Source organism: Streptomyces sp. AM25, from assembly GCF_058146165.1.
This window is the reverse complement of sequence record NZ_JBKIWN010000041.1, coordinates 26661-52729: the sequence shown is the minus strand read 5'-3', so window position 1 is coordinate 52729 and position 26069 is coordinate 26661. Positions and strand designations below refer to the sequence as shown.

Here is a 26069-nt window from a genome sequence, read left to right as displayed (position 1 = left end):
CGCGCCGTTCAGGCGGCGGAACGGGCGAACAGCGCGTCGAGTTCGGTGAGCAGGGGCTTCGGGTCCAGGGAGAAGTACATGTGGTCGCCGGACAACTCGATCAGTTCGGTGGGTTGTGCAGCGGCCTTCGCCCACAGTTCCGCGTCCGGCCGGGACACCAACCGGTCGTCGGTTCCGCGCAGCACGGTGACGGGGACCGGCAGCGGGGCGGTGGAGCCGGGCGCGTACCGGTCGTTGATGCCCAGGTCCGCCCGCAGCGACGGCAGCAGCAGCTCGCGCAACTCGGCGTCGTGCAGCGCGGGATGGTCGTAGCCCACGACGTCGCGGACCCGTGCAATGAACTCGTCGTCGGCCAGTGAGGCGGCGTCCGTGAACGGCCTGGGCAGCCAGGGCGCAGCCGCACCGCTCACGACCAGACGTTCGGGCAGCCGCAGTCCCTCGGCGGCCAGGCGCTGTGCCGTCTCGTAGGCGACGAGCGCGCCGAAGCTGTGTCCGAAGAGCGCGAACGGTGTGTCCTGGGGCAGTTCCCGGATCCGTCCGGTGCACAGGTCGACGAGTTCGCTCATGCTGGTGCAGGGTTCCTGGGCGAACAGCTCCTCCCTGCCGGGAAGCTGGACCGCCGTCACTTCCACGTGCTGCAAAGGATGACGTTTCCACTGGCGGAAGAGACTGGCGCCGGCTCCGGCGTACGGGATGCACAAGAGCGCAACAGGCATGGGGACGTACCTTTCCGGGGTGGGGGTGAACGGGCCGCCGGCAGCGCCGGCGGCCCGTGATCAGTGCGCTGAAGCCGCGTCCGCGTCCGCGTGCGACCGGATGAGCCCGGCCATGTCCTGCAAGGTGGTGGTGAGGTACAGGTCGCGCAGCGGAACACGGCCCAGGCCCGACTCCTGGATCTCCCTGGCGAGACGTGCCAACAGCAGTGAGTTCCCGCCCAGTTCGAAGAAGTTGTCCTCCGGGCCGACGGATTCCTCCAGCAGGCGCTGCCACATGCCGGTCAGCTGCTCGGTCACGGGATCCGCCGCCTCCGTGCCGGCCGGGGCAGCGGCCCCGCGGGCGCGCGGGGCGGGAAGCCGGCCGGTGTCGATCTTGCCGTTGGGGGTGAGCGGGAACTCGTCGACCGCGGTGATCGTGGCGGGCACCAGGTAGGCGGGCAACTGCTGCGCCAAATGCTCCCGGAGTTCCGGCACCCGGTCGGGCCGGTCGGTCACCACGTAGGCGTCCACACAGGCGTTGGCCGGATCGGCGGTGGCCCGCACCACCGCTGCGGCGGACCGGACGTGCGGGTCCTCCAGCAGCGCGCCGCGGATCTCGCCGAGTTCGATCCGGTGGCCACGGATCTTGACCTGGTCGTCGAGCCGGCCGAGGTGCTCCAGCTCCCCGTTCTCCAGCACGCGCCCGCGGTCGCCGCTGCGGTACAGCAGGCCGCCACCGCCGGTGACCGTGTCGGGGACGAACCGCTCCGCGGTCAGCTCGGGCCGGTTCAGGTAGCCGTCGGCCACCCCGGCGCCGCCGACGTGGATCTCGCCGGGCACCCCCGTGCCGGCTGGCCGCCCCTGCTCGTCCAGGACGTGCAGGGTCCAGCCCGGCAGGGCGCGGCCGACCGAGCGGACGCCCTGCCGGGCGTCCTGGAGGGTGAGCGTGCGCCGGGTGCAGTGCACCGTGGTCTCGGTGATGCCGTACATGTTCTCCACCCGCGTGTCCGGACAGCGCTCGAACCACGGGACCAGCATGCGGGTGTCGAGCGGCTCGCCGCCGAACACCAGCAGCCGCACGCGCAGTTCGCCGTCGCCGAACCCGTCCGTGTGCACCAGCTGGGCGAAGGCCGACGGCGTCTGGTTCAGCACGGTCACCCCCTCGGCCGCCAGCAGGGTATGGAACGCCTGCGGATCGCGCGCGGTCCAGTGCGGCACGACCACCAGCCGCCCGCCGGTGAGCAGGCATCCCCAGATCTCCCACACCGAGAAGTCGAAGGCGAAGGAGTGGAAGAGCGTCCACACGTCGTCCTGGCCGAAGCCGAACTCCCCGGCCGTGGCCGCCAGCAGCGCGGCCACGTTCCGGTGCGGCACCAGGACGCCCTTGGGCCGCCCGGTGGAGCCCGAGGTGTGGATGACGTACGCCACGGCGTCGGGCTCCGGCAGCGGCAGCGGGCCGGCCGGGCGGGCGGCGACGGCGGTCACGGGCACCGACTCCAGGCCGGGGACCTCCGTGTCGGTGACCGCCACCCTCAGCCCGGTGTCCTCCGCCACGAACGCCAGCCGCTGCGGCGGGTATTCGGGATCCAGCGGTACGTACGCGGCACCCGCCTTGAGCACCGCGAGCAGCGCGACGACGAGGTCGATGCCGCGGGCCAGGCACACGCCGACCCGGTCGCCCGGGCGCACACCGCGTTCCCGGAGCGCGGCGGCGAGGGCGGCGGACCGGGCGTCGAGACCCGCGTAGGTGATCGTCTCCTCCCCGCAGGTCACCGCGGGCCGGTCGGGGGTGCGCCGCACCTGCCGACCGAACAGCCCGGGAATCGTGGCGGCGGACATGTCCGGCTTCTCAGACATGGCCCACCGCCGGGACCGGCGGGAAGGTGAGCACGGCGGTGTCCCCGGCCACCAGACTCCGGCGGGGGGCGCAGCGCAGCCGGAGGTCCCGGACGGTGCGGCGCAACGGGTTCTCCAGGTGCTGCGCGTCGCTGGCCGCCCGCGAGGCCACCACCAGCTGCCGGGTCCGCTCGCGGCGCACGTCCTCGTAGCGGCGCAGACCCAGGACGGGGTCACCGGCCGCCTCCTTCAGGCACGTTGCCAGCACGACCGCGTCCTCCATCGCCACGGCGGCACCCTGGCCGAGGGCGGTCAGCATCGGGTGCGCGGCGTCGCCGAGCAGCGTGACCGGGCCCTCGCCCCAGCGTTCCAGGAACGGCCGGTCCTGTGCGGGGACCGCGATGATCTCCTCCTCCGGCGTGACCCGGACGACCTCCTGCACCTCGTCGGCCCAGCCGGCGTAGGCGCGCAGGATCTCCTCCTTGCCGCCGCGCCAGTGGTGCGAGGCCTCGGGGGGCATGTTCTTGGTGCCCCACCAGTACGCCCGGCCGTGGCCGATGTCGATCAGCCCGAACCGCTGGCCGTTGCCCCAGTAGTGACCCACGTAGCCACCGGGGAACCGGCTGTGCGCGAAGGGGACGATCCCCAGCCAGCACACGTAGCCGCCGTCGCGGGCGTCGTCGAGCCCGGCCAGCTGTCCCCGGACGGCGGAGCGGAAACCGTCCGCGCCGATCAGCACGTCGCCGTGCGCCACCCGCCCGTCCTCGAAACGGACCTCGGCACCGGCGTCGGAATGCCGGAACCCGGTGACCGTCGCGCCCAGTTCGATCCGGCAGTCGCCGGCCTGGGCGAGCAGCGCGCGCTGGAGGTCCGGGCGGCCGATGCAGAAGCTCGGCGCGCCCAGCTCACGGCAGACGTCGGGGAAGGGCCTGGTCCTGATCAGCCGGCCCCGGCCGGTCCTGATCTGGAACAGCTCGATCTGCCGGCCGTAGTTCTCCAGGTGCAGGTCGATGCCCAGGCTCGCCAGCGCGTTGACCGCATTGGTCATCACCGACAGCGCGGACCCCATGGCCCGCAGCTCGGTGGCCCGTTCGTACACCTCGACCTCGATGCCGACCCGGCGCAGGGCGATGGCGGTGGTCAGGCCGCCGATGCCCGCGCCGACGACGATCGCCTTGAGCGGCCCCCGGCTCATCGGGCACCGCCGGCGGCCTCGTCGACCATCCGCATGATCTTGGCGGCCATCACGGGCACGTACGGCTCCTCCATGATCAGCAGGTGGTCGCCGGGGACCTCGACCACGGTGAGTTCACCCGTGGTGCGATCGCCCCAGCCGTTGGCGGGCTCCCGGTGCAGGGTGCCCGCGGTGGTGTGCATGTCCAGCAGGACCTGCGGCAGCGGCTGCGTGGCGCGCATCAGGGTGAAGTCCAGGTCGAACGTCTCCTTGCTGTAGTCCAGGGCGGCCTGCCAGTTGGCCGCGTACACCCCGAAGAGCCGGCGCACGATCGCCGCCGAGCTGCCGGGCGGCAGCACGCCCAGCTCCACGCCGCGCTGCGCGATGAACTCGAACTTCTCGGCCAGGGTGTCCAGTTCCTGCGGGATGAGCGCCGCCGGCGACTCGCCGCCCAGCTCCAGGAACAGCAGCTCCCAGAAGAACCAGGTCAGCAGGGCGTTGTCGTCGATGGTGGTGAGCTTGCCGGGTGTCAGCGCGACCGTGTCCAGCAGGAACACGTTCGAGGTCCGCTCGCCCTCCTGCCGGAGCTGCCGCGCCATCTCCAGCGCCACGAAGCCGCCGAAGGACCAGCCGCCCAGTGTGTACGGGCCCTCCGGCTGCACCGTCCGGATCGCCTTCAGATAGCTGCTCGCCAGCTCCTGCACCGACCGCAGCGGCTCGCTGCCCAGTTCGGTACCGGCCGCCTGGAGGCCGTAGAACGGCTGGTCGGCCGGGAGGTGCCGGTTCAGCTGCGTGAAGCACAGCACGTTGCCGCCCGCCGGGTGCACGAAGAACAGCGGGGGACGGGTGCCCTCGGTGCGGAAGGGCACGAGCGGGTCGAACGTGGACGACGCCCCGCCGGAGCGCAGGAGTTCGGCCAGGCCGCCGACCGTGGGAGTGGTGACGAACCGCGACATGGGGATGTCCACCCCGTACCGCTGCTTGATCAGCACGATCAGGCGCATCGCGGTCAGGGACGTGCCGCCCAGGTCGAAGAAGTCGCTGTGCACCCCGACCCCGGACACCTGGAGCAGCTCGGCCAGGATCTCCGCCAGCGTCCGCTCGTACGCGTCGCGCGGCTCGGTGCTCCGGCCGGTCTCCCCGGCCTGCAAGGGGATGCGGCGCAGCGCCGCGTCGTCCCGCTTGCCGCTCGGCGTGAGCGGCAGGCCCGGCAGCCACTGGATGTGCGAGGGCACCATGTGCTCGGGCAGGGTCCGGCGCAGCTCGGCGCGGATCTGCTCCAGGCCGGCCGGGGCCGCCCCGCCGGCGTCCCGGACCAGGAAGGCGGCGAGGAAGGCATCCGTGCCCTCGCGCCGGCGGGCCACCACCGCGACCTCGCCGATGCCCGGGAAGCGGTTCGGGTGGCCGGTGATCGTGAGCTCGACCTCGGCGGGCTCCACGCGGAAACCGCGCACCTTCAACTGCGCGTCCGCCCGGCCGAGACAGACGATGTCGCCGCCGGGCAGCACCCGGCCGAGGTCGCCGGTGCGGTACAGGTGGCCCTCGCCGGCGAAGGGGTGCGGCAGGAAGCGCTCCGCGGTCAGGTCCGGCCTGCCGGTGTAGCCGTCGGCCAGGCAGGCACCGCTCAGGTAGATCTCGCCCCGGCTGCCGGCCGGCACCGGTCGCAGCTGCTCGTCCAGCACGTGCACGGCGCAGCCCGCGACCGGCGAGCCGATGGGGGGCAGTGCGGGGAACGCGCTCGCCGGGCCGCCCATGGTGAAGCTGGTGACCACGTGCGACTCGGTGGGGCCGTACTGGTTCTCCAGGAGCACCTCCGGCAGCGCCGCGCACAGCTGCCGGATCTCCTCGGTCACCCGCAGCTGCTCGCCCGAGGAGATGACGACCCGCAGGTTGCCCGGCACCAGGCCGAGGGCGTGCGAGACCTCGGCGAGCTGCTGGAGCGCGACGTAGGGCAGAAAGACCCGTTCCACCCGTGCGGTGTCGATGAGTTCGAGCAGGGCCCGGGCGTCCCGGCGCTGTGCCTCGGAGATCAGCCGGAGCACGCCGCCGGAGGTCAGGGTGGAGAAGATCTCCTGGAAGGAGACGTCGAAGCTCAGCGGCGCGAACTGCAGCGTGATGCCGCCCGGTGCCCCGCCGGGCGCACTGTTCTGCCAGGCGATCAGGTTCGCCAGTGAACGGTGCGGCATCTGCACGCCCTTGGGCTCCCCGGTGGAGCCGGAGGTGAACAGCACGTAGGCGATGTCCCGGGGGGAGACGGCCACCTTGGGCAGGCCCTGCCCGCCGGGGTGGTCCTGGCCGGTGACGGCCTCCACCGGCAGCAGGGTTTCCGGGTCGTCGACGAGGTGGGCGTACTCCTGGCCGGTGATGACGCGGACGGGGCGGGCCTGCGCCAGCATCAGGCGGAGGCGCTCCACCGGGTAGGCGGTGTCCAGCGGGACACAGGCCGCACCCGCCTGGGCGATGCCCAGGACGACCGCGATCAGCTCCGGTGACCTGTCCAGTGCGACGCCGACCCGGTCACCGGTGCCGGTTCCGGCGGCACGCAGGTGACCGGTGACCCGGTCCGCGGCCTGCTGCAGCTCCCGGTAGGTCCACCGGCCGCCGTCGAAGGCCACCGCGGTGGCGTCCGGCGTGCGCGCGGCCTGCTCGGCGAAGAGGGTGACCACGTCCGGTTGTGCCTCGGCGGCCGGGGCCTCGGCGGCCGGTTCGGGCGCCAGGAACCCGAAGTCCGCCTTCTCCTGGGGACGTTCGGTCATGCGCCGCAGCACCCGGACGTAGGTGTCGACGAACAGCTCGGCGTGGTCGGGGGTGAAGACGCTCCCGTCGAAGTCGGCACGCAGCCGGATGCTCTCGTCGACCGGATCGACGTAGGCGTTGACCAGGATCTTGAAGTTGGTCTCCTCCCACGTCCGGAAGTCCAGCAGCTGCACCTGGGGCAGCCGCAGCACCGAGGCCAGCTGACGGAAGTGGACGTAGTTGAAGGCGGATTCGAGGGTGAACTCGCCGCCGTCGTCGCCCTGGATCGCGCTCAGCGGATAGCGCCGGTGGGGGTGGCTGTCCTGTTCCTGGGCGAACAGCGCGCGCACGGTCTCCAGCCAGGTCAGCCCCGAGGCGTTCACCCGTACCGGCATGCTGTTGAGGAACAGGCCGACGATCCGCTCCGCGTCGGGGAGTTCGGGCCGCCCGTGCGTGACCAGACCGGTGACGAAGTCCTCCGCGGAGAAGTGCGACCCCAGCGCTAGGCAGTGGGCGGCGAAGAGTACCGACTTGACCGGAAGCTCGTGCTCCGCGGCGAACCGGCGGACCGACTCCTGCACGGCCGCGGGCAACTCGGCGTGGTGCACCACCTGTTCCGCACGGCCGGGGCTCCGGGACAGGCGGAAGCCGTCCAGCTGCGGCAGCGCCACGCCGTCCAGGGCCTTGCGCCAGTACTCCCGGCTGTCCGCCGACTGCAGGGCGAGCAGCTCCTCGCGGACGTGGTCGGCGGGCGAGGGCAGTTCGCCGTCCGGGACCGCCGCGATGTCCGCACCGATGGCGTGCGCGTAGTCCTGGAACAGCTCCGTGATCAGGTTCGCCACGCTGCCGCCGTCCAGGATCGCGTGGTGGAAGCTGAACACCAGCTCGACCGCGTCACCACGGACGTGGGCCTGGAACAGATACAGAGGCGCCTGCTCGAACTCGTAGCGGACGAAGCGCCGTTCCTCGATGTGCGACCGGATGGCGGCGTCGGCCTCGGCCCCGGGCAGGGCGCGCAGGTCCACCACGTTCAGCCCGCCGTCCACCTGGTGGTGCACGAGCTGCAGCGGCTGGGAGTAGGAGGCCAGGTCGAACGAGGAACGCAGCGCCGGATGACGCCGGACCAGCCGGGCGAAGGCCGCCCGGAACTCCTCCTCGTGCCAGGCCACGGCGACCGTGTACTGGAACACGTCGTTGTACACGGCCGAGTTCTCGTGCCTGCGGCTGTGGTAGAGCAGCCCGAGCTGCGCCCGGGACAGCGGGAAGGCGTCCTCGAAGGCGCCGAGCCGTCCCCGGTCCACGGCCGGGATCAGCTCCAGGGGCGCCACGGCGGACGTCTCCGGCTCGTCCTCGGAGTGCAGGACCGCCCGTGCGGCCAGCTCCGCCACCGTCGGGCCCTTGATGATGTCGGTGACGGAGAAGCGGATGCCCCTGCGCTCGCCCCCGGCGCGAACCTTCAGCATCGTGATCGAATCGCCGCCGAGCACGAAGTAGTTGTCGTGGATGCCGACCGAGGGCAGGTCCAGCACTTCCGCCCAGACCGCGGCGAGCTCGGCCTCCATCGCGTTGCGCGGGCTGCCGTCACCGGACTCCGGCAGCTCCTCCTCGGCCCGCTGTGCACCGGCGCGCGGAGAGGTCCGTACGCCGGCCAGCGCGGGCAGCGTGCCGACCGGGGTGTCCGGCAGGTCGACTCCCTGCCCGATCAGCGACTGCACCGTCCGGACGACCTCGGCGACGGGGAAGTCGTCACCGAAGACATCGGCGGCGTACACCAGGTCGACCCGCACATCGCCGGAGCCTTCACCGGCGTGGACGACGACCGCGAGCGCGTTGCCGTCGAGGAGCTCCAGGCCCAGGTAGGTGTCCACCGACAGACCCGGCACACTCGGCGGTTCCGGGAAGTGCATGTAGCTGATCGTCACGTCGAACAGCGGACCGGAACGCCCGGACGACCACCAGTCGCGCAACACGTCCGCGAGCGGAAGCCGCTGGTGTTCCTGGAGCCCCCGCACCGACGTCCGCACCTGCTTGGCCATTTCGGATATCGACCCGCTGCCGTCGGCCGCCACACGCAACGGCAGTGCATTGGCGAACAGGCCGAGCACCTGCCGCTCCTCGGCGGAGTGCCGGTTCAGCATGGCCACGCCCAGCGTCACCTCGTCGGCCTGGTGCACCCGTGCGAAGCAGGCGCCGAAAGCCGCCGCGATGACGGAGAACGGCGTGTCCCCGCCCGCCAGGATCCGGTCGATCAGCTCGCCTTCGATGAGGAAGGAAGTGCGGAGGCCGGGCGCCGCGGTGGTGTCCTTCCGGGCGAAGAGCCGGGGTTCGGCACCGGACAGGGCGGAGCCGAGGAATTCCCTGTCCTTTGTGAAGGACTCGGAGGCGCGATAGTGGGCGTCCCTCTCGATGCAGTCCACGAACGACGGCGCCGCGGGGAGCGTGGCCGCCTCGCCCCGGCCCGATTCTGCTTCCGCGTAGCGGGCCCGGACCTGCTTCCTGGTCTCGTTCAGCGACCAGCCGTCCGAGATCAGGTGATGGGCCGTGAGCTGGAAGTACACCTCGGTGTCGCTCGCGCGCAGCAGGGTGGCGTCGTACAGCGGCTCGCCCGGAACCGGAAGCCGCACCGCCCTGCGCTCGTCGGCCCAGGCCAGGCAGGCCGCCTCCGGGTCGCTCTCGGCCCGGAAGTCCAGCACGGTCAGCTGCGGCTCCCCGGGCTCCAGCCACTGGTAGGGCTCACCGTCGGCGCTTCCGATCCGGATCCGGAACGCATCATTGTGCGCCAGGACGTGCCCGACGGCACCCTTCAAAGCCTCCAGGTCGATGTTCCCGGATAACTTTTCGCGCAGCACGATCGAGAACTGTGGTGAATCCGGTGAAAGAGCATCCGACAGCCAGATGTCCCGTTGGTAGGCGCTGAGCGGGTACAGCGGACGAGCGTGCACGTGACTTCCCCAACTGGTCGAAAAAATATGTATCTTGCAGTTGTCCGGATGTCACGCTAACGAGAAGGGTGGGAGAAGATAAATGCGTTCCAGCTGCAACTAGTGAAATCAGTAGATGTGTGGCCGAGGGCTTTCGGTCAGTTGAACGATTGCCGCGAGACCCCGCCGCCCCCGTCCCGGCACGCTGAACGAGTGATTCGCCCCCGCCACGGGCAGGCGTCGGACGATCCCGGGAAAGGGGGAGAAGCGTGACCACGACCCTGGGCCTGCCCGAACCCGTCCGAGCCTGCCTCTTCGACCTCGACGGCGTCCTCACCCGGACCGCCACCGTGCACGCCGCCGCCTGGAAGGAGACCTTCGACGCCTTCCTCGCCCGGCGCGACGGCCCCGGATTCCGGCCGTTCGACGCCGTCACCGACTACGACGAATACGTCGACGGCCGACCCAGAGCCGACGGCGTGCGCTCCTTCCTCGCCTCGCGCGGCATCTCGCTCCCCGAGGGCGACGACGACGATCCCCCCGACCGCGACACCGTCCACGGCATCGGCAACCGCAAGAACACCCTCGTCCTGCAGAAGATCAAGGAGATGGGCGTCGACGCCTACCCCGGATCGGTCCGCTACGTCCACGCCGCACGGGACGCCGGGCTGCGGCGCGCCGTGGTCTCCTCCAGTGCCAACTGCCACGACGTCCTGATCGCCGCCGGCATCGACGACCTCTTCGAGGTACGGATCGACGGCGTCGTGGCGGCCGAACGGCACCTGCCGGGCAAGCCCCACCCCGACACCTTCCTCGCCGCCGCCCGCGAGCTGGGGGTCGCCGCGTCCGAGGCCGCCGTCTTCGAGGACGCCCTGGCCGGCATGGAGGCCGGCCGCGCCGGCAACTTCGGCTTCGTCGTCGGCGTCGACCGGGCCGGCCAGGCCGACGCCCTGCGCCGGCACGGCGCCGACACCGTCGTGCAGGACCTCGCCGAACTGCTGGGAGACACCGCATGATCACCCATCCCGCCTACCTCGTCGAACCGTGGAGCCTGCGCGAGACCGAGCTCAACCTCGACGTGCTCTCGCAGAGCGAGTCCGTCTTCGCCCTCGCCAACGGGCACGTCGGCTGGCGCGGCAACCTCGACGAGGGGGAGCCCCACGGCCTGCCCGGCTCCTACCTCAACGGCGTCTTCGAGTTCCACGCGCTGCCCTACGCGGAGGCCGGCTACGGCTATCCCGAGTCCGGGCAGACCGTCATCAACGTGACCAACGGCAAGGTGATCCGGCTCCTCGTCGACGACGAACCCTTCGACCTGCGCTACGGGAAGCTGCAGCACCACGAACGGGTCCTGGACTTCCGCACCGGCCTGCTGCACCGCACCGCCGAATGGACCTCGCCCAGCGGCCGCACCGTCCGGGTGCGCTCCACCCGGCTGGTCTCCTTCGCCCAGCGCGCGGTCGCGGCCGTCGCGTACGAGGTGGAACCGCTCGACGGGGACGTGCGCATCGTCGTCCAGTCGGAGCTCGTCGCCAACGAGGCGCTGCCCGAGAACGGGCCGGACCCCCGCACGGCGGCCCGGCTGAAGGACCCGCTCGTGCCCGAGCAGCACGCCGCGAACGGCACCCGGATGCGGCTGCTGCACTGCACGGCCCGCAGCGGCCTGAAGATCGCGGTGGCCGCCGACCACGTGGTGGACGGCCCCGAGAAGACCGAGCTCTCCGCCGAGGCCGAGAGCGACGGCAACCTCGTCCGGCTCACCGTCACCTCGCAGCTGGGCGCCGGACAGCGGCTGCGCGTGGAGAAGTTCGTCGCCCACGGCTGGTCCGCCGTCCGCTCGGTGTCCGCCGTGCACGACCAGGTGGACGCCGCCCTCACCGGGGCCAAGAGCACCGGCTGGGCCGGACTGCTCGACGAACAGCGCCGGTTCCTCGACGACTTCTGGTCCCGCGCCGACGTCGAGGTCGCCGGCGACGCCGAGATCCAGCAGGCCGTCCGCTTCGCGCTCTTCCACGTCCTCCAGGCCGGCGCCCGCGGCGAGGCGCGCGCCCTGCCGGCCAAGGGACTCACCGGACCCGGCTACGACGGCCACTGCTTCTGGGACACCGAGTCCTTCGTCCTGCCCGTCCTCACCTACACCGCACCCCAGGCGGTGGAACAGGCCCTGCGCTGGCGCCACAGCACCCTGCCCGCCGCACAGGAACGCGCATGCCAACTGGGCCTGAAAGGCGCCGCGTTCCCCTGGCGCACCATCAACGGCGACGAATGCTCCGCCTACTGGCCCGCGGGAACCGCCGCCTTCCACATCAATGCCGACATCGCCGACGCCGTCGTGCGCTACACCTCCGCCACCGACGACGAGGTGTTCGAGAAGGAATTCGGCCTGCCCCTGCTGGTGCAGACCGCACGGCTGTGGCGGTCCCTGGGCCACCACGACCACCACGGCGACTTCCACATCGACGGCGTCACCGGCCCGGACGAGTACAGCGCCGTCGCGGACGACAACCTCTACACGAACCTGATGGCCCAGCACAATCTGCGGGCCGCCGCGGACGCGGCCGAACGCCACCCGGACGTCGCGGAAACCCTGGGCGTCGACGACGAGGAGACCGCCGCCTGGCGCGACGCCGCCGAGCGCATGAACCTGCCCTACAACGCCGAACTCGGCGTCCACGAACAGGCCAGCGGCTACACCGGGCACCAGATGTGGGACTTCGCGCACACCCGCGAGGACCAGTACCCGCTGATGCTCAACTTCCCCTACTTCGACCTCTACCGCAAACAGGTCGTCAAACAGGCCGACCTCGTCTACGCCATGGTGCTGCGGGGCCATGCCTTCACCCAGGAGCAGAAGGAGCGCAACTTCGCCTACTACGAGCAGCTGACGGTCCGTGACTCGTCGCTGTCCGCCTGCAGCCAGGCCGCGATGGCGGCCGAGGTCGGCCATATGCGCCTCGCCTACGACTACTTGGGCGAAGCGGCGATGATGGACCTCTTCGACCTGGAGGGCAACACCCGCGACGGACTCCACATCGCCTCCCTCGCCGGCACCTGGTTCGCCCTCGTCATGGGCTTCGGCGGCATGCGCGACCACCGCAGCGGCCTCCTCTCCTTCGCCCCCCGGCTCCCCGAGCAACTGGGCCGCCTCGCCTTCGTCGTACAGGTCCGGGGGCGGCGGCTGCGCGTGGAGATCACCGGGACGACCGCGACGTACACCCTGCTGGAAGGCGAGGCCCTGACCATCCGGCACTGCGACGAGTCGCTCACCGTGCCGCCCGGCTCGCCGCAGTCCCGCCGGGTACCGGCCCTGACCCCCGGCCCCGCCCCCGAACAGCCGCCCGGCCGCGTCCCGGTCCGCCGCGGAGCGCCCTGGTCGACCGCGGACCTGCAGCCCGGGAGCGACGTCCGCGACCATGGGTGACACGGCCGCCGCCGAGGAGGACCATGACGGACATGCGGACACCGGGCACCGACGTGGCGGCCGAGGCACGGAAACTGCTGCCGGAGGTCGTGGCGGTACGGCGGCGCATCCACCGCGCACCGGAAGTGGGCACCCATCTGCCGCGCACCCAGCAGACGGTGCTCGACGCGCTCGCCGGCCTGGACCTGAGGGTGAGCGTCGGGGAGAAGCTCAGCTCCGTGGTCGCCGTCCTCGAAGGACACCGCCCCGGACGGACCGTCCTGCTGCGCGCCGACATGGACGCACTGCCCCAGCAGGAGAACACCGGACTCGACTACGCCTCCGAACTGCCCGGCGTCATGCACGCGTGCGGCCACGACACGCACACCGCCATGCTCGTCGGAGCGGCCCGCCTGCTCACGGCCCGCCGCGAACGGCTGCCGGGCCGCGTGGTGTTCATGTTCCAGCCGGCCGAGGAACTCGGCGGCGGCGCCCTCCCGATGATCGACGAGGGAGTCCTGCACGGCCCGGACGGCCGGCCGGTCGACGCCGCCTTCGCCCTGCACATCAACGCCCGCGACGAGACCGGAACACTCCACCTCCGCACGGGCGCCCAGTACGCCGCCGCCGACACCGTCCGCATCACCGTCCGCGGCAGGGGCGGCCACGCCGCCGGCCCGCACAAGCTGCTCGACCCCGTCCCGGTCGCCTGCGAAATCGTCCAGGCCCTGCAGACGATGGTCACCCGGACCGTCCCCGTCTTCGACCCCGCCGTCCTCACCATCACCACCATCACGGCCGGACGGGCCTTCAACGTCATCCCCGAGACCGCCGAACTGAACGGCACCTACCGCACCCTCACCGACACGAGCCGCCGCGCCGTGCGCGAGGGCATCACCAGGGTGGCCCACGGCGTGGCCGCGGCCCACGGCATGACCGCCGACGTCGACCTCCCCGAGGGCTACCCCCCGGTGCACAACGACCCGGCCTTCACCACCACCGTGCGCCGCGCCGCCACCCGCGCCCTCGGCCCGTCGGCCGTCCACGACCTCCCGCACCCCACCATGGGCGGCGAGGACTTCGCATACGTGCTGCAGCGCGTCCCCGGCGCCATGGCGTTCCTGGGCGCGTGCCCGCCGGGCAGCACACCGGGGGCGGCTCCCGACAACCACTCCGACAAGGTGGTGTACGACGAGCGCGCCCTGGCCGCCGGCGTCGCGGTGCACTGCGCGGTGGCGGAAACCTACCTCCGTGGCGAGGCGGCGTGAAGGCGGCCATCACCCTCGTCCAGGGCGACATCACCGAGCAGCACGTCGACGCCGTCGTCAACGCCGCGAACTCCTCGCTCCTCGGCGGTGGCGGCGTCGACGGCGCCATCCACCGCAAGGGCGGCCCCGAGATCCTCGCCGCCTGCCGCGACCTGCGCGCCGCACAGTACGGCAAGGGCCTGCCCACGGGCCGGGCGGTGGCGACGACGGCGGGCCGGCTCCCGGCGTGCTGGGTGATCCATACCGTGGGGCCGGTGTTCTCGGGGGCGGAGGACCGCTCGGAGCTGCTGGCCTCGTGCCACCGCGAAGCGCTGCGGGTCGCGGACGAACTGGGCGCGCGGACGGTGGCGTTCCCGGCGATCTCGACGGGGGTGTACGGCTGGCCGTTGGAGGACGCGGCGCGTATCGCCGTGGAAACGGTGCGGGGGGTGGAGACGGAGGTGGAGGAGGTGCGCTTCGTGCTCTTCGGCGAGCGGGCGTACGAGGCGTTCGCGGCGCAGGTGGGGTGACCTGCCTCCGTCTTGGCTGCGGCGGGCGAACGGAGAGCAAAGACTCTCCGATTGCCCGTTTCGGGCCTGCATGAACCGGTCACGCTGATAGTCCGGAGCCGGCCACGTTATGCGACGGGGGGCTTGGCATGACCGTCGAACGCAGGCCTCTGGGACAGGTCGTCAGGGCACTGAGCATCGGGACGCTCACGGTCACCTACGCCGTGGGCCTCTGGCTCACCTACCGTCAACTCCGTGCCAGAACACCTCTCGACGGTGCTCTCGGGGCTCCGGGCTGGACGCACGCCGTGCTCGTCATGGGGCTGATGGTGGGCGGCGGGCTGGGGGTGGCGGCGGCCGTCGTCGATGCGCGCAGGGAGCAGCCGTCCTGGCTGATCATCGTGGTGGGGACGGTCGCCGCACTCGCCTGGAGCCTCTGGGTCTCCGACAGCGAGGGCCCGACCGTCGTCCGTACGGTGTTCGCGGCCGCGCCGCCCCTCGTCGCCCTGCTCGTACTGGCGGAACTGATGCGGCAGTTGCGGGGCGCGGTGCGGCGCAAGGGGGAGACGTAGGGCCTAGGGCGTGTCCGATGGGTCAGTGCGGGCCCCGCGGCGTCGGGTGCTGGGGGCACCTCCTGGGGGCACCTCCTGGGGGCACCCCCAGCGGTAGCTGGGGGAGCATCGCAAGGCGGAGCATCACTCGCGTACTGGGCGTACTCGGGTGATGCGACAACGCAGCGAGGTGCCGTGCCTGGGGGCACCTCCTGGGGGCACCCCCAGCGGTAGCTGGGGGAGGTAGCTGGGGGAGCGTCGCGGGGCCTGTGCTGACCCATCGGACACGCCCTAGCCGCAGGCGTGCGGGCGGTAGTGACTCACAGACACGCTGCAGAGCCTGGGCTCGTCCTCTTCGTCCGTCGCGAAGACGAAGGTCGCGCCGGAGGCGGGGACGCGGATCGCGCACTGGTCGTCGAGGGTCAGCGGCTCGTAGATCTCCCAGGAGCATCCGGCCTCGTCCAGCGCCCGCAGGACTTCGCTGTACGCGGGATATCCGGGGAACGTCTCCGGCCGGCCAGGCTCCTGCGACGGCCACTCCATCGTGGCCCAGTCCGTCTGGACGACGATCGCCTCGATCACCTGGCAGTGGGCCTGGCAGGTGGCGACCTCCAGGCTGCCGTACGCGTACAGACAGGGCAGCCCGTCGGCTCCGGTCGAGGAGCCGTGCGCCCATGGAGGCCCCAGCGTCTCGGTGACGTCCTCGAGCCGTGCCCCCAGGCGTGCCGCGCCGATGCGGCCGGTGCGGGCAAAGGGTACAAGGATCTCTAGAACGCGCATACGGCGCAGAATTTCATGGCAGCGCCGGTCCGGTCCAATGCCGTGATGATCCGGGGCAGGCCCCGGGTGCGGAGAAAAATCACGATACGGCGGAACCGGGTGCCCCTCGATTCCCTCTCCTTGTTCAAGATCCCCTGGCTCAGGTTCGTCATCGCGACGGGCGCCGGCTGCCGGCGCCCGTCGGGAATCCTTCGAAAGCTCTCCCATGCACCTCTCGCTCCACAGCGTCCACTCCGCCGCCCGGCGGCTGCGCGGTGCCGTCTTCCCCCCTCCTGCGCGCCCGGCGCTCCGGTTCTCCGGTCCGCAGGGCCAGGGGGTGGAGGCCAGTGGTTCCGCCCTGGGCACGCACGTGCAGATCCTGGCCCACCCGGATGACGATCTCTTCTTCATGACGCCCGACCTCTTCCACGCCGTCGCCGCCGGGGCAGAGGTCGTCAACGTGTATCTCGTCGCGGGTGAAGCCGACGGCCGCAATGCCGCCCACGGAGCAAGGAACCGTGACCGGCTGGCAGTGGATTACGAGGGGTACACGGCCGCCCGCCAGCGTGGATTGCGCGCGGTGTACGCGGACGCCGCGCTGAACGACGCGTCGGCACCCTGGAACCGCGAGACGTACCGCACTTCGGGCGGCTTCCACGTCGAACGGGCGTCTTTGACGGGCCGCGCGCCGGTCACGCTCTATTTCGTCAACCTCGCGATGACGGGCGGCCGTCCGCCCATGCGGCTGAATACACTGTGGACGGGAGAAATCGAGCAGCAGCGGACCCGGCGCCCCATCGGTTCGCCCCTCCCGGACGCACCCGATGCCGTCACCCGGGAAGGCCTCCTCGACGCCCTCGTCGGCCTGCTGGCGGAACACCGGCCCAGCACGGTGCGCACGCTCGACCCGGACCCCGACCACGCCACGTACGAGAACGGCAGGGTCACCTACCACGACCACCAAGAGCACACGGCAGCCGCACTGTTCGCCTTCGAAGCCCTGCGCCGATACGGCGAACGGGCACCGGAGCACGCGCCCGTGGTCGAGAGCTACCGGGGATACGGCAACAAGGTCTGGCCCGGAAACCTCAGCCGGCAGGTGTTTCACGACAAGACCCGCCGCCTCGACATCTACGGGGGCCAGGACGGCCGCCGACGCAAGCACGGTATCGATCCCGGCGACTTCCAACTCGGTGGCGGTGCGCACCGCAAGGCGTACAGCCGGAGCACCTACGCACGCTATTCCCACGCTTCGACGTGGCTGCAGCGAGACGGTGACGGAGCGCTCACGGCATTCACCGTTCTCAACGGCAATCCCGTCCAATGGCGGGAGACCGGCGGGGAATTCACGTCGGGACCGCTGGGCGTCGACGCCCCGGAAGGCGGATTCTTCTCGCCGCAGTTGCATGCTGTCGCCACCGACGACGGACTGCTGCATGTGTTCGGCGTTCACATGTCGCTCGCGGCAGGGCGCTACGAGCACCGCCGCGACGTCATGCTCGTATCCCAGCAAGAACCGGGAGGCCGCTTCGGCGCCTGGCAGAACCTCGGGAATCCGTACAACGCCGAGGGCCTCAACCCCGTCAAGCGCAGGGAGATCGGCCAACCGGAACCCGTCGCGCTGCCCGGCGGCGGCCTCGAGTTCGTCGTGCGCAACTTCGGCCGGGCGCTGAGCCACCGCCGCCTCGAGCCCACGGGCGCCTGGAGTCCGTGGCGCGATCTGGGAGGCACCGTCCAGGAGGGGGTCGCCTGGGGCACACTCCCCGACGGCACGGTCGAGTTGTACGCCCCTGCCCCGGACCGGATCATCCAGTGGAACCGGGACGAGCAGTCGTCCTCCGCCTTCGGCCGCCCCCGTCCGCTGCCCTTCCCCGCCCCCGCCGGGCCCGTCACCCATGTGACGGCAGGCCGGGGCCGCGCACTGCTGCTCATGCGCCGTCCCGGCACCGGCGAGATCCTCTGTTACGACCGGCCGGGCCTGCAGGAACCCTGGCGAGCCGAGCCGCAGTTGCTGGGCGGACACGGCGGTACCGGTCCCGTCACGGCCACCAGGACCCGTGACGGCCGGATCGCCCTGGCCACCCGCAACGATCACGGCACCCTCAGCTTCGCGAGGCTCCCGGAACCGTCGGACGGGGAGCCGCCCGTGTGGACGGCATCGGGCCCGCTGTCGGTCCACGCGCCCTCGTCGGCCCCGGACGCGGACGGACGTGTCGTGACCGCGGTTCTCGGCGTGGACGCCCGCCTGCACGTGGCCCGTTGGAAGCCGGGGACCGCCGAGCCCGTATGGACGGCACACGCGCATGACAGCGGACGGCACGCCCGTCGGCCCGCTCGTACCGCGCAGGCCGTCTGAGCAGCCGGCACCGGGCCGGGGCCGTCAGAACCGGAGGATCAACCGCCCCCGGACGCCGCCCGCTTCCAGGAGGCGGTGGGCTTCGGCGGCCTGCTCCGCCGGCAGGATCCGGGCGACGCGCGGCGTCAGGTGGCCGTCTTCGACCTGCTGCCGGAGGCGGTCGAGCTTCGCCTGCTCGCGGGCGTAGTCGGTGACCATGACCGGACGGAAGGTGATGCCGCGCTCTCCGGGCTCGGAGAAACTCCGCAGCGTCGCGATCCGGCCGCCGTCCCGGACCGCGGGGAGCGCGCGCCGGTCGAAGAGCGCGCCGTCGATGAGCCCGTCGACGCCGTCGGGTACGGCCGCGCGGACCCGCTGGGGGAAGTCGTCCCCGCGCTCCAGGACGATGTCGGCGCCCAGCTCCTCGACGAGCTGTTCGTCGCGCGGCGCCGCGTCGGCGATCACGCGGAGGCCTTCTGCTTTGGCCAGTTGGACGGCGTAGCCGCCGACCGCGCCGGCCGCTCCGGTGATCGCGACGGTCCGGTCCGGGGCGAGGCCGAGCAGGTCGAGCGCCAGGCGCACGGTCAGGCCGTTCATCGGCAGGGAGGCGGCCTCGGCGTCGGTCGTGCCGGCGGGGACCCTGACCACGGATGCGGCGGGGACGACGATCCGTTCCGCGTAGGCGCCGTGGGCGCCGTCCGGCACCACGACGGCCATCACGTGATCGCCGGTCCGCAGGCCGGCCGCGACGCCCTCGCCGATCCGGTCGAGCACCCCGGCCGCGTCCATGCCCGGCACGTACGGCGGCGGTACGTCCTTGTAGCGCGAGGCCACTGCGCCGCTGCGCCGGAGCGTGTCCGTCGGATTGACCGCCGCCGCATGGACCCGGATGCGCACCTCACCCGGTCCGGCTTCCGGTTCCGGGAGGTCCAGGGTGCGCAGCACCTCGGGTCCGCCGAATGTCTCGAATCCCACAGCTTTCATGACAGTGCTCAACGGCCCCACCCGGCAGGGGTATTCCCCCGCCGGGCGTGGACGAAGGGGTCGGTGTCGCCGGGTCCGGCGGCGGCCGGGACCCCGGGAAGCGGATCAGCAGGTGGGCCAGGAGCCGCGATAGGCGAGGCGGAGGTGCCCGTCCGGGGTGCGGTGCAGGGCCAGCCCGCGGTCGGCGCGGTCTCCGGGCGCGTGCACCACCAATGGAGCGGTGGTGGGCTGGAGTTGACCGGTGCGGGAGACGGGCAGCCAGGCGGGCGGGTTGACGGTGTCGTGCACGAGGTAGTCGGTGACGGCCAGGGTGACCCCGTCCGCGTCGGTGGTGATCCGCAGCTGGCAGCGGGGCTGCTCGCTGTGTCCGGCCAGATAGTGGCCGGCGATGCGGGCCGCGTCCGCAAAGTGGCGGGCCAGCGGGGCGGGGGCGCCGAGCGCGGAGAGCAGGCTCTGCGCGGCCCCGCCCAGCAGGACCTGGAGGTGCTCGGCCCGGTCGGCCTCCACGGTCAGCGACAGATGGGGAAGGGATGCGCGTGCGGCATCCGGCGTGCGTGAGGCCGGCGCGGCGTGCGGAACGGAGGTGGGCATGGCGGGCTCCTGCTGTGGCGGGTGGGGCGGGCGGATGCAGCGGAGGCAGGACCCGTCTCGGGGACCCTCGCGACTGCGCGTCTACAGCAATGGCCGGGGTCCGGGACCAAGGGCAGGCTACGCTGCGCTGCCGACCACGCCTAGGTGAGGCTTCGGCCATCCGGGCGGCGAGCTGGGGCAACGCCGCGCCGGATACTCCGAATTGACGGTCACTCAATGTCAAGGAATCCGGTTGAAGTTCCCCCTCCCGAGGGGATGTTCTCTCGTGTAAACCGATTCTTCGCCGCATCTGCCCGCAGTGGCTGGTCTAGGCTGGCCGCACCCTGCCACCCCGGACCCGGTGGTCTGCTTCGACCCTCGTGCCACCCGTACCCGGTGAGGGGCGGGTGGCCCGGTGTTCTCAGGTGGTACCACCATGCCCCAGGGCATCACTCCTTCCCTTGACGATTACCTCCGCACCCAATGCGTCGGCGGGTGGACCGTGGTCACCTTCCACGGCGAGATCGACATCGCCGCCGTCCTTGCCGTCACCGCCCGACTGGACGCGGTCACCGCGCTGCCGCGCTGCCGGGTCGTCCTGGACCTGAACGCGGTCGACTTCCTGGACGCCTCCGGTCTGGGGCTGCTGTGCCGGGCACGCCGGCACACCCTCGCACACGCCGGCCAGCTGCTGCTGGTCTGCAACCGGCCCCACATCCTGCGGCTGCTGCGCCTTGCGCGCCTGAACGGCGTCTTCGCCGTGCTGCCGTCCCTCACCGACGCGGTCCCCAATACCGGCCCGCCACCCCTTGTATGACTCCCGGCCGGGGCCGGGCGCGCGCAGAAGACCCCCCAAAGCATGCCGGAAACCGGCGCACGTCCCGGCCGGGAGGGCGCCAGAATCACCCTACGAGCGCGGGTGGCGAACTCCCGGGCACGGACCACGACTTCCGTGTTCACGCGGACGAAACGAGGTGACCCCGATGCCTGAGGCGTCCCGTGAGGAACGGCTGGCCGCCGCCTTCGTCGAGCTGGCCGACACCCTGGTCGGCGACTTCGATGTGATCCACTTCCTGCACACGCTCACCGACCACTGCATCAAGCTGCTCGACATCACCGCCGCCGGCGTCATCCTGACCACCCCGCGCGGCGACCTGCTGGACGCCACCGCCTCCGACGAACGGACCCGCGAGCTGGAACTGGCCAGCATCGAGTGGGACGAAGGCCCGTGCCGCGACTGCTGCCGTACCGGGCGGCCCCTGCCCGACATCCTCCTCGACCACCCGTACGCCCGCACCCACTGGCCCCGCTTCCGCCGGCGTGCCCGGCAGGCGGGCTTCACCTCGGTGGCCGGCGCACCGCTGCGCCTGCGCGAGGAGACGATCGGCGCCCTCAACCTGTTCCGCTCCCAGCCGGGCCGCCTGGACCCGGGCGACCTCAAACTCGCCCAGGCACTGGCCGACACGGCTGCCATCGGCATCCTCCAGCAGCGCGCCGTTCACGAGCACGCGACCGTCGCCACCCAGCTGCAGACCGCCCTGAACTCCCGCATCATCATCGAACAGGCCAAGGGCGTCCTCGCCGTCCGCTGGGCCGTCAGCGTCGACGAGGCGTTCAGCCGGATGCGCCGCTACGCCCGCCACCACGGACGCCTGCTGACCGAGGTTGCCCGCGAAGTCGTGGAAGACGGCGCCGAACCCACACTGCCCCGAGAGGAACGGTGACCACATGACACCCACCGCAGGGGTAACCCAGGCAGTGGCACAAGTGGAACCGAGGGAGGGCCATGACGGTCAGCGCGAACATGGACCGACTTCTGGCCTGCCTCGCCCGCACCCCCCAGCCGGGCGCCCTGACCACGCATCTGCGTATCGGCGCCCGGCTGTTGCACCTGGACGGTCTGGCCCTGTCCCTGGCCCGAGACCACGCGGCTCCCGAACTGCTGTGCCACACCAGTGAAGCCGCCGCCCTCCTCGACGACCTCCAGTACACCCAGGGTCAAGGGCCCAGCCCCGACGCCGCCCGCGCCCTGGCCCCGGTCCTGGCCTCCGACCTCGCCCGCATCCCCCCGCAGCGCTGGCCCGGCCTGTACCCGGCCGTCCACGACCTCGGCATCCGGGCCGTGTTCGCCTTCCCTCTCACCCTCGGTGTCATCCACCTCGCCACCCTCACCGGCCACCGCACCACCCCCGGTCCCCTCGACCTTCAGCAGACCACCGACGCCCTGGCCCTGGCCGACGCCCTCGCCGACCTGCTCACCGCACCCGGCACCTCCGCTCGCCTCGCCAACGGCCGCCACCACCTGCACCGCGCCGAGGTCCACCAGGCCACGGGCATGATCGCCGTCCAGCTCGGCATCCCCGCCGCCGACGCCCTCGCCCGCATCCGGGCCCATGCATACCGTCACAACCAGCCCCTCCTGGAGACCGCCCACGCCATACTCGACGGACGCCTCCGCCTGAGCGACAACGCCTCCTGACGGGACCGGCGGCGCCCAGGCGCATGACCTCGGCCCTCGAGGCCCCCGCTCGACAGTCACCCCACGGCGACAGGAGTCAACTTTCCGGGACTGCAGGCCGGTCGCCGTTTCTGCGATCGTCCTTCCCGTCCCCGGCCACCCTCGTCGAAGGCTCCCGCTTGTACCAGACGGCGCCGAAACCCACCCGGTCCCCGCGGCCGAAGCCGGCCGGAGAGGTCCGGAGCGGCCCGGCTCCGACGGCCCGACCCGCCCTCCCGCGCGGCGGGGCCGCGTGGCCGCACCCGGCCGATGACGGAGCGGCCTTCGCCGCCTCGCTCATCGGCCGTACCGTCGAGGAACTGGACCGGCTGGCCGAGCAGTTCGCGGACCGGCAACAGGACGAACGGCTGAGGGCCGTGCTGCACAGCCGGGCCCGGCAGGCCGCCGCCCGCGCAGCGGATCCCGTCGCCGAGATCGACGGATTCCACCGGCGGGCCGCGGCCCTGCGTGCGGAACTGGCGGACGTGGAGGAGGCGGAACAGTGGCTGGCACGCAAGCGCGCCAAGCGGCGGCTTCCCGTCGTCCGCCGGGTCTACGACTGGATCTACTCCGCCGGGGACCTCGCGGATCTTCGGACACGGATCGCGGCACTGCGCCCCCGGCTGGCCCGCGCCGAGGCGGAGCTGGACGGAGTCGACTCGCCCGAGGGGCGAAAGACGGTCAGCGCGCTGCACATCGCACAGCGGTGTTCCCCGGACCGGGACACCGCATGGATCGCCACCGTGCGCCAGGACCAACTCGGGCGCACCGAACAGTTCCTGACCGACCGCATCACCGAACTGGCCGGCACCGGCCACCCGGCGGACGCGCTCGAGCGCGCACGGTCCGACGTGCAGGACGCCGGGCGTGCGCTGGCGGTGTACTCCCGCATCGCCTGGCAAGGAACGGACGGACTGCTGCACGACCGGCAGACCATGGAGGAGGTGCTCGGCCGGCTCCTGCGCACCCGGGGGGCCCTGGAGAAGGCCTGCGCCGAGCGGAGGTGGGGCGGCCTGCCGTCCTGGCTCGGCGGCAGCGGGGGCGGGAGACAGGACGCCCTGCGCACCTCCCTGGACAAGACACAGGAGAACATCGCCACCGTCGAGGGACGGCTGGCGGAGCTGGACCGCTGCACCCGCATCGCCGCCGACGAACGCTACGCACCGCTGATGGCCCGCGCCGGCCAGGTCCATTCCCTGCTCGCCCTGACCGGGCGGAGCGCGGATGCGTCCGCACGCTCGGCCGTCAGTACCGCGCCGTCACCGTGACCCCGCTGAACGAGGTCTTGGCGTACAGGCTGATGTACCGGTAGCCCGCCGCCGTGTTCGTGACGGTGATGCTCTGGGCAGTCCCGGACTTGGTGGACGACGTCGTGCTGGCCTTGTCCGTCGCCCAGGTGTCGGGGTTGTAGTAGAGGTAGGCGTCGCCGGTGCCGCCGGTCGTGGAGACGGTCAGGGTCGTCGTGCCGGCCGGGAGGTAGAGGTACAGGTAGTCCAGGTTGCCCGCCGTGGCCGAGCGGCCGGTGCGGGAGCAGTTCCTTCCCAGGACGCGGGTGTCCGGGTCCGCGCACGCGGTCACGTCGCCGCCCACCGTGACCTGCTTGCGGGCGGTGGAGGTGCGCCCGCTGTCGTCGGTGACGGTGAGGGCGACGGTGTACGTGCCCGCGGCGGCGTACGTCTTGCTCGGGTTGGCCTCCGCCGACGAGGTCCGGTCGCCGAAGTCCCATGAGCGCGAGGTGATGCGGCCGTTGCCGGACGCGGTGGACCTGTCGGTCAGGCCGACGGTCAGGCCCGAGACCTTCGTGTCGAAGCCCGCCGTCGGTCCCGCCGTGGCGGCGCAGGCGCCGGACGCACAGGCGGTGAGCCAGCTGTCGAAGTCGGCGTCGTACCGGGTGCCGATGCCGGTGGTGTAGACGGCGTAGCCGCCGGCGTAGTCGCCGGTCCGGAAGTGCGCGAGCATGGCGTCGAGGTCCGCGGGGTGCTTCTCGGCCATGTAGCGGACCGCGAGGTATCCCCACGGGTAGGTGCGGGTCACGTCGCTGTTCGCGTAGGTGTTCTGGAACAGGGTGCTCAGCCGGTAGGTGTGCTTGCCGGCCTCGGCGACCGCCCCGTCGTCGGTGACGCCGCGGTAGCTGTAGGAGACGTACTCGGCGAGGCCCTCGATCCACCACACGTCGGGGACGGCCGTCTGCTGGGCGAAGTCGCCCTTCATGTCGTAGCGGGCGTCGAGGTAGTGCGTGTACTCGTGGTTGAGGTTCCATATCCGGGCCGTGAAGCCGTCGTCCTGGGCCTTCTGGTACATGATGGACGTGGGCCGGTTGTCGGCCTTCGTCGGGTCGCCGGTCAGCGTGATGCCGCCGTTGTCGGTGCTGACGCCGAAGATCGCACCGGCATAGGTCCGGTAGTCGGTACGGCTGCCGAACACGACGAGCCGGATGGTGGATTCGTACTGGCCCGGTATCGCGCCGCCGTCCTTCACGAGGGCGTGGAAGTACGGGTCCTGGCCCAGGAGGCTGGCGCAGGTGGCGGCGAGCTCGTCGTCGGTCAGCGCCTGCGCGCTGACGGTGTGGGACGCGTCGCAGGAATGGGTGACCGGCAGCGCGGCCTTGGTCAGGCGGTCCGGGAGGTTGCAGGTGCCGAAGTAGTCGCAGCCGGCCTGGTCGTAGTAGTCGGCCTGGGAGGCGACGGTCACCCACAGCGGAGCGGTCGGGCCGGTGATCTGCGAGGCGCCCAGCAGCTCTTTCGCCAGCGGCCGGACCTTGTCCCGCAGGGCGGGGTGCTCGAGGTAACGGGCCACGTTCATCCCGGCGTTGGAGTCCAGATAGGAACGGTCGGTGCCCAGCAGCCCCAGGTGGTTCACCGCGAACGCCTTGAGCGTGTCGACGATGCTCGGGTCGGCCGTGACCGCGTTGACGTAGGCCGTGTTCCAGTTGCCCCGCCAGAGCGGCGTGTAGACGTCGTTGACGGCCGCCAGCATGCTGGGAATCGCGTCGTAGGAGCTGTCGTACCCGTCGAGCACCTGCTTGTAGACGTTCAGGTAGCGGGCCTGCTCGTCGGCGCTGTCCGTCAGGATGAGCACCTCGCCCAGGGTGTCGCCGTTCGCCGAAGTGATGTCCTTCGCATGCGCGTTGGCGAAGAAGGCGTCCAGGCCGGCCTCTGTTGCCTTCGCCAGGTCCGGACCGTAGGAGCCGACGTCGGACGGGTGGTTGAACTGCACGTAGTAGCCCGCGCGCAGGAAGAGCGTCAGCTGCAGTGCGCCGGTCGAGTCGTCGCCGGGGTATGTCTTCGCCGCGTTCCCGAAGGCGTTGGCCATGGTCACCATCTGGGCTTCGCGGAAGACGTTGTGCGCGTCCGCGCCCGTGACGGCGAACAGGGTGTTGACGCAGTCCTTGGACGAGGCCTCGACGAACGAGACCAGGTCGGAACCGGACCGGCTGCCGAAGTCGGCCGGGGTGCAGGAGGCCGCGGCAGGTTTCCCGGAGGCGTGCGGTTTCTGCGCAGTTGTCGGCCTGGCCGGGCTGAGCGGCGGGAGCCGGTCGACGGACAGCCGTTGACGTTGCACGGCGTCCCGCTCGCCGGTGCCGGCCGTCGAGCCGGTCGGTGGTACGGGAGAGGCCGTCCGGGTATGGGAGGCGGTTGGGGACGGGGGTGCCGCAAGTGCCGGGGTCGCCAGGAGGCCGGCGACCGTGGCACAGGCGGCCAGGCTGCCGGACACGCATCTGGACAGGGCGGAGCGCTGGAGCATCCGGACTCCTTCGTGGGAGGTGCGTGGGGGGTGCGCCTCGGGAGAGGAGCCGAGGCGCATGCGGCACCGTCCCACCGCGTGCGGGTCCGGACAATGGGGTGTGACATAGCA

Annotated in this window: 18 protein-coding genes; 10 read left to right on the top strand and 8 right to left on the bottom strand. The window is 71.7% G+C overall.

What is annotated here, in order from left to right; genetic code table 11:
* Positions 1 to 8: 8 nt before the first annotated feature.
* The 4 genes from ACLHRZ_RS33305 to ACLHRZ_RS33290 are packed head-to-tail and all read right to left on the bottom strand — an operon-like array spanning position 9 to position 9383.
* A complete protein-coding gene (locus tag ACLHRZ_RS33305) occupies positions 9 to 716 on the bottom strand; it encodes a thioesterase II family protein (RefSeq protein WP_490422343.1) in 708 nt (235 codons plus the stop codon).
* A gap of 60 nt (positions 717 to 776) precedes the next feature.
* Positions 777 to 2552: an amino acid adenylation domain-containing protein gene (locus ACLHRZ_RS33300; RefSeq protein WP_490422342.1), complete on the bottom strand. Its 1776-nt coding sequence runs from the start codon at positions 2550 to 2552 to the stop codon at positions 777 to 779.
* The gene (locus ACLHRZ_RS33295) at positions 2545 to 3726 is read right to left on the bottom strand and encodes an FAD-dependent monooxygenase (RefSeq protein ID WP_490422341.1); all 1182 of its coding nucleotides are present in this window, start codon (positions 3724 to 3726) and stop codon (positions 2545 to 2547) included. The genes ACLHRZ_RS33300 and ACLHRZ_RS33295 overlap by 8 nt, the downstream gene beginning before the upstream one ends.
* Positions 3723 to 9383 carry an amino acid adenylation domain-containing protein gene (locus tag ACLHRZ_RS33290; RefSeq protein ID WP_490422340.1) on the bottom strand — a complete coding sequence of 1887 codons (5661 nt, stop codon included), beginning with the start codon at positions 9381 to 9383 and terminating at the stop codon, positions 3723 to 3725. The genes ACLHRZ_RS33295 and ACLHRZ_RS33290 overlap by 4 nt, the downstream gene beginning before the upstream one ends.
* 248 nt (positions 9384 to 9631) lie before the next feature.
* On the opposite strand from ACLHRZ_RS33290, the gene ACLHRZ_RS33285 reads away from it, so the two are divergent.
* The 5 genes from ACLHRZ_RS33285 (at position 9632) to ACLHRZ_RS33265 (ending at position 15090) form a co-directional block, all read left to right on the top strand.
* Positions 9632 to 10378 (top strand): HAD family hydrolase, encoded by a 747-nt coding sequence (locus ACLHRZ_RS33285; protein WP_490422339.1) that lies wholly within the window; start codon positions 9632 to 9634, stop codon positions 10376 to 10378.
* Complete coding sequence (locus ACLHRZ_RS33280; protein ID WP_490422338.1) at positions 10375 to 12783, top strand: glycoside hydrolase family 65 protein; 2409 nt, start codon at positions 10375 to 10377, stop codon at positions 12781 to 12783. Before ACLHRZ_RS33285 ends, ACLHRZ_RS33280 begins: the two co-directional genes overlap by 4 nt.
* Before the next feature lie 23 nt (positions 12784 to 12806).
* Positions 12807 to 14030, top strand: coding sequence for a M20 metallopeptidase family protein (locus ACLHRZ_RS33275; protein WP_490422337.1), 1224 nt, complete (start codon positions 12807 to 12809; stop codon positions 14028 to 14030).
* Entirely contained in the window at positions 14027 to 14539 is a 513-nt protein-coding gene (locus ACLHRZ_RS33270) for an O-acetyl-ADP-ribose deacetylase (protein ID WP_490422336.1), read from the top strand. Before ACLHRZ_RS33275 ends, ACLHRZ_RS33270 begins: the two co-directional genes overlap by 4 nt.
* A gap of 128 nt (positions 14540 to 14667) precedes the next feature.
* Positions 14668 to 15090 carry a hypothetical protein gene (locus ACLHRZ_RS33265; RefSeq protein ID WP_490422335.1) on the top strand — a complete coding sequence of 141 codons (423 nt, stop codon included), beginning with the start codon at positions 14668 to 14670 and terminating at the stop codon, positions 15088 to 15090.
* A gap of 270 nt (positions 15091 to 15360) precedes the next feature.
* On the opposite strand, the gene ACLHRZ_RS33260 is transcribed toward ACLHRZ_RS33265, so the two are convergent.
* Positions 15361 to 15849 carry a hypothetical protein gene (locus ACLHRZ_RS33260; RefSeq protein WP_490422334.1) on the bottom strand — a complete coding sequence of 163 codons (489 nt, stop codon included), beginning with the start codon at positions 15847 to 15849 and terminating at the stop codon, positions 15361 to 15363.
* Positions 15850 to 16054: 205 nt separating this feature from the next.
* On the opposite strand from ACLHRZ_RS33260, the gene ACLHRZ_RS33255 reads away from it, so the two are divergent.
* Entirely contained in the window at positions 16055 to 18184 is a 2130-nt protein-coding gene (locus tag ACLHRZ_RS33255; RefSeq protein ID WP_490422333.1) for a PIG-L family deacetylase, read from the top strand.
* A 24-nt stretch (positions 18185 to 18208) separates the two neighbouring features.
* On the opposite strand, the gene ACLHRZ_RS33250 is transcribed toward ACLHRZ_RS33255, so the two are convergent.
* A complete protein-coding gene (locus tag ACLHRZ_RS33250) occupies positions 18209 to 19147 on the bottom strand; it encodes an NADP-dependent oxidoreductase (RefSeq protein WP_490422332.1) in 939 nt (312 codons plus the stop codon).
* Positions 19148 to 19252: 105 nt separating this feature from the next.
* Positions 19253 to 19738 (bottom strand): hypothetical protein, encoded by a 486-nt coding sequence (locus tag ACLHRZ_RS33245; protein ID WP_490422331.1) that lies wholly within the window; start codon positions 19736 to 19738, stop codon positions 19253 to 19255.
* A gap of 415 nt (positions 19739 to 20153) precedes the next feature.
* On the opposite strand from ACLHRZ_RS33245, the gene ACLHRZ_RS33240 reads away from it, so the two are divergent.
* From ACLHRZ_RS33240 to ACLHRZ_RS33225, 4 genes are all read left to right on the top strand, one after another.
* A complete protein-coding gene (locus ACLHRZ_RS33240; protein WP_490422330.1) occupies positions 20154 to 20534 on the top strand; it encodes an STAS domain-containing protein in 381 nt (126 codons plus the stop codon).
* A 166-nt stretch (positions 20535 to 20700) separates the two neighbouring features.
* Positions 20701 to 21441: a GAF and ANTAR domain-containing protein gene (locus ACLHRZ_RS33235; protein ID WP_490422329.1), complete on the top strand. Its 741-nt coding sequence runs from the start codon at positions 20701 to 20703 to the stop codon at positions 21439 to 21441.
* 62 nt (positions 21442 to 21503) lie between these two features.
* The gene (locus ACLHRZ_RS33230; RefSeq protein ID WP_490422328.1) at positions 21504 to 22196 is read left to right on the top strand and encodes an ANTAR domain-containing protein; all 693 of its coding nucleotides are present in this window, start codon (positions 21504 to 21506) and stop codon (positions 22194 to 22196) included.
* A 158-nt stretch (positions 22197 to 22354) separates the two neighbouring features.
* On the top strand, positions 22355 to 23482 hold the full coding sequence (locus ACLHRZ_RS33225) for a hypothetical protein (RefSeq protein ID WP_490422327.1): 1128 nt from the start codon (positions 22355 to 22357) through the stop codon (positions 23480 to 23482).
* Here the strand turns inward: ACLHRZ_RS33225 and ACLHRZ_RS33220 are convergent.
* A complete protein-coding gene (locus ACLHRZ_RS33220; protein WP_490422326.1) occupies positions 23460 to 25958 on the bottom strand; it encodes a collagenase in 2499 nt (832 codons plus the stop codon). The two genes, ACLHRZ_RS33225 and ACLHRZ_RS33220, sit on opposite strands and share 23 nt — an antisense overlap.
* Positions 25959 to 26069 lie beyond the last annotated feature (111 nt).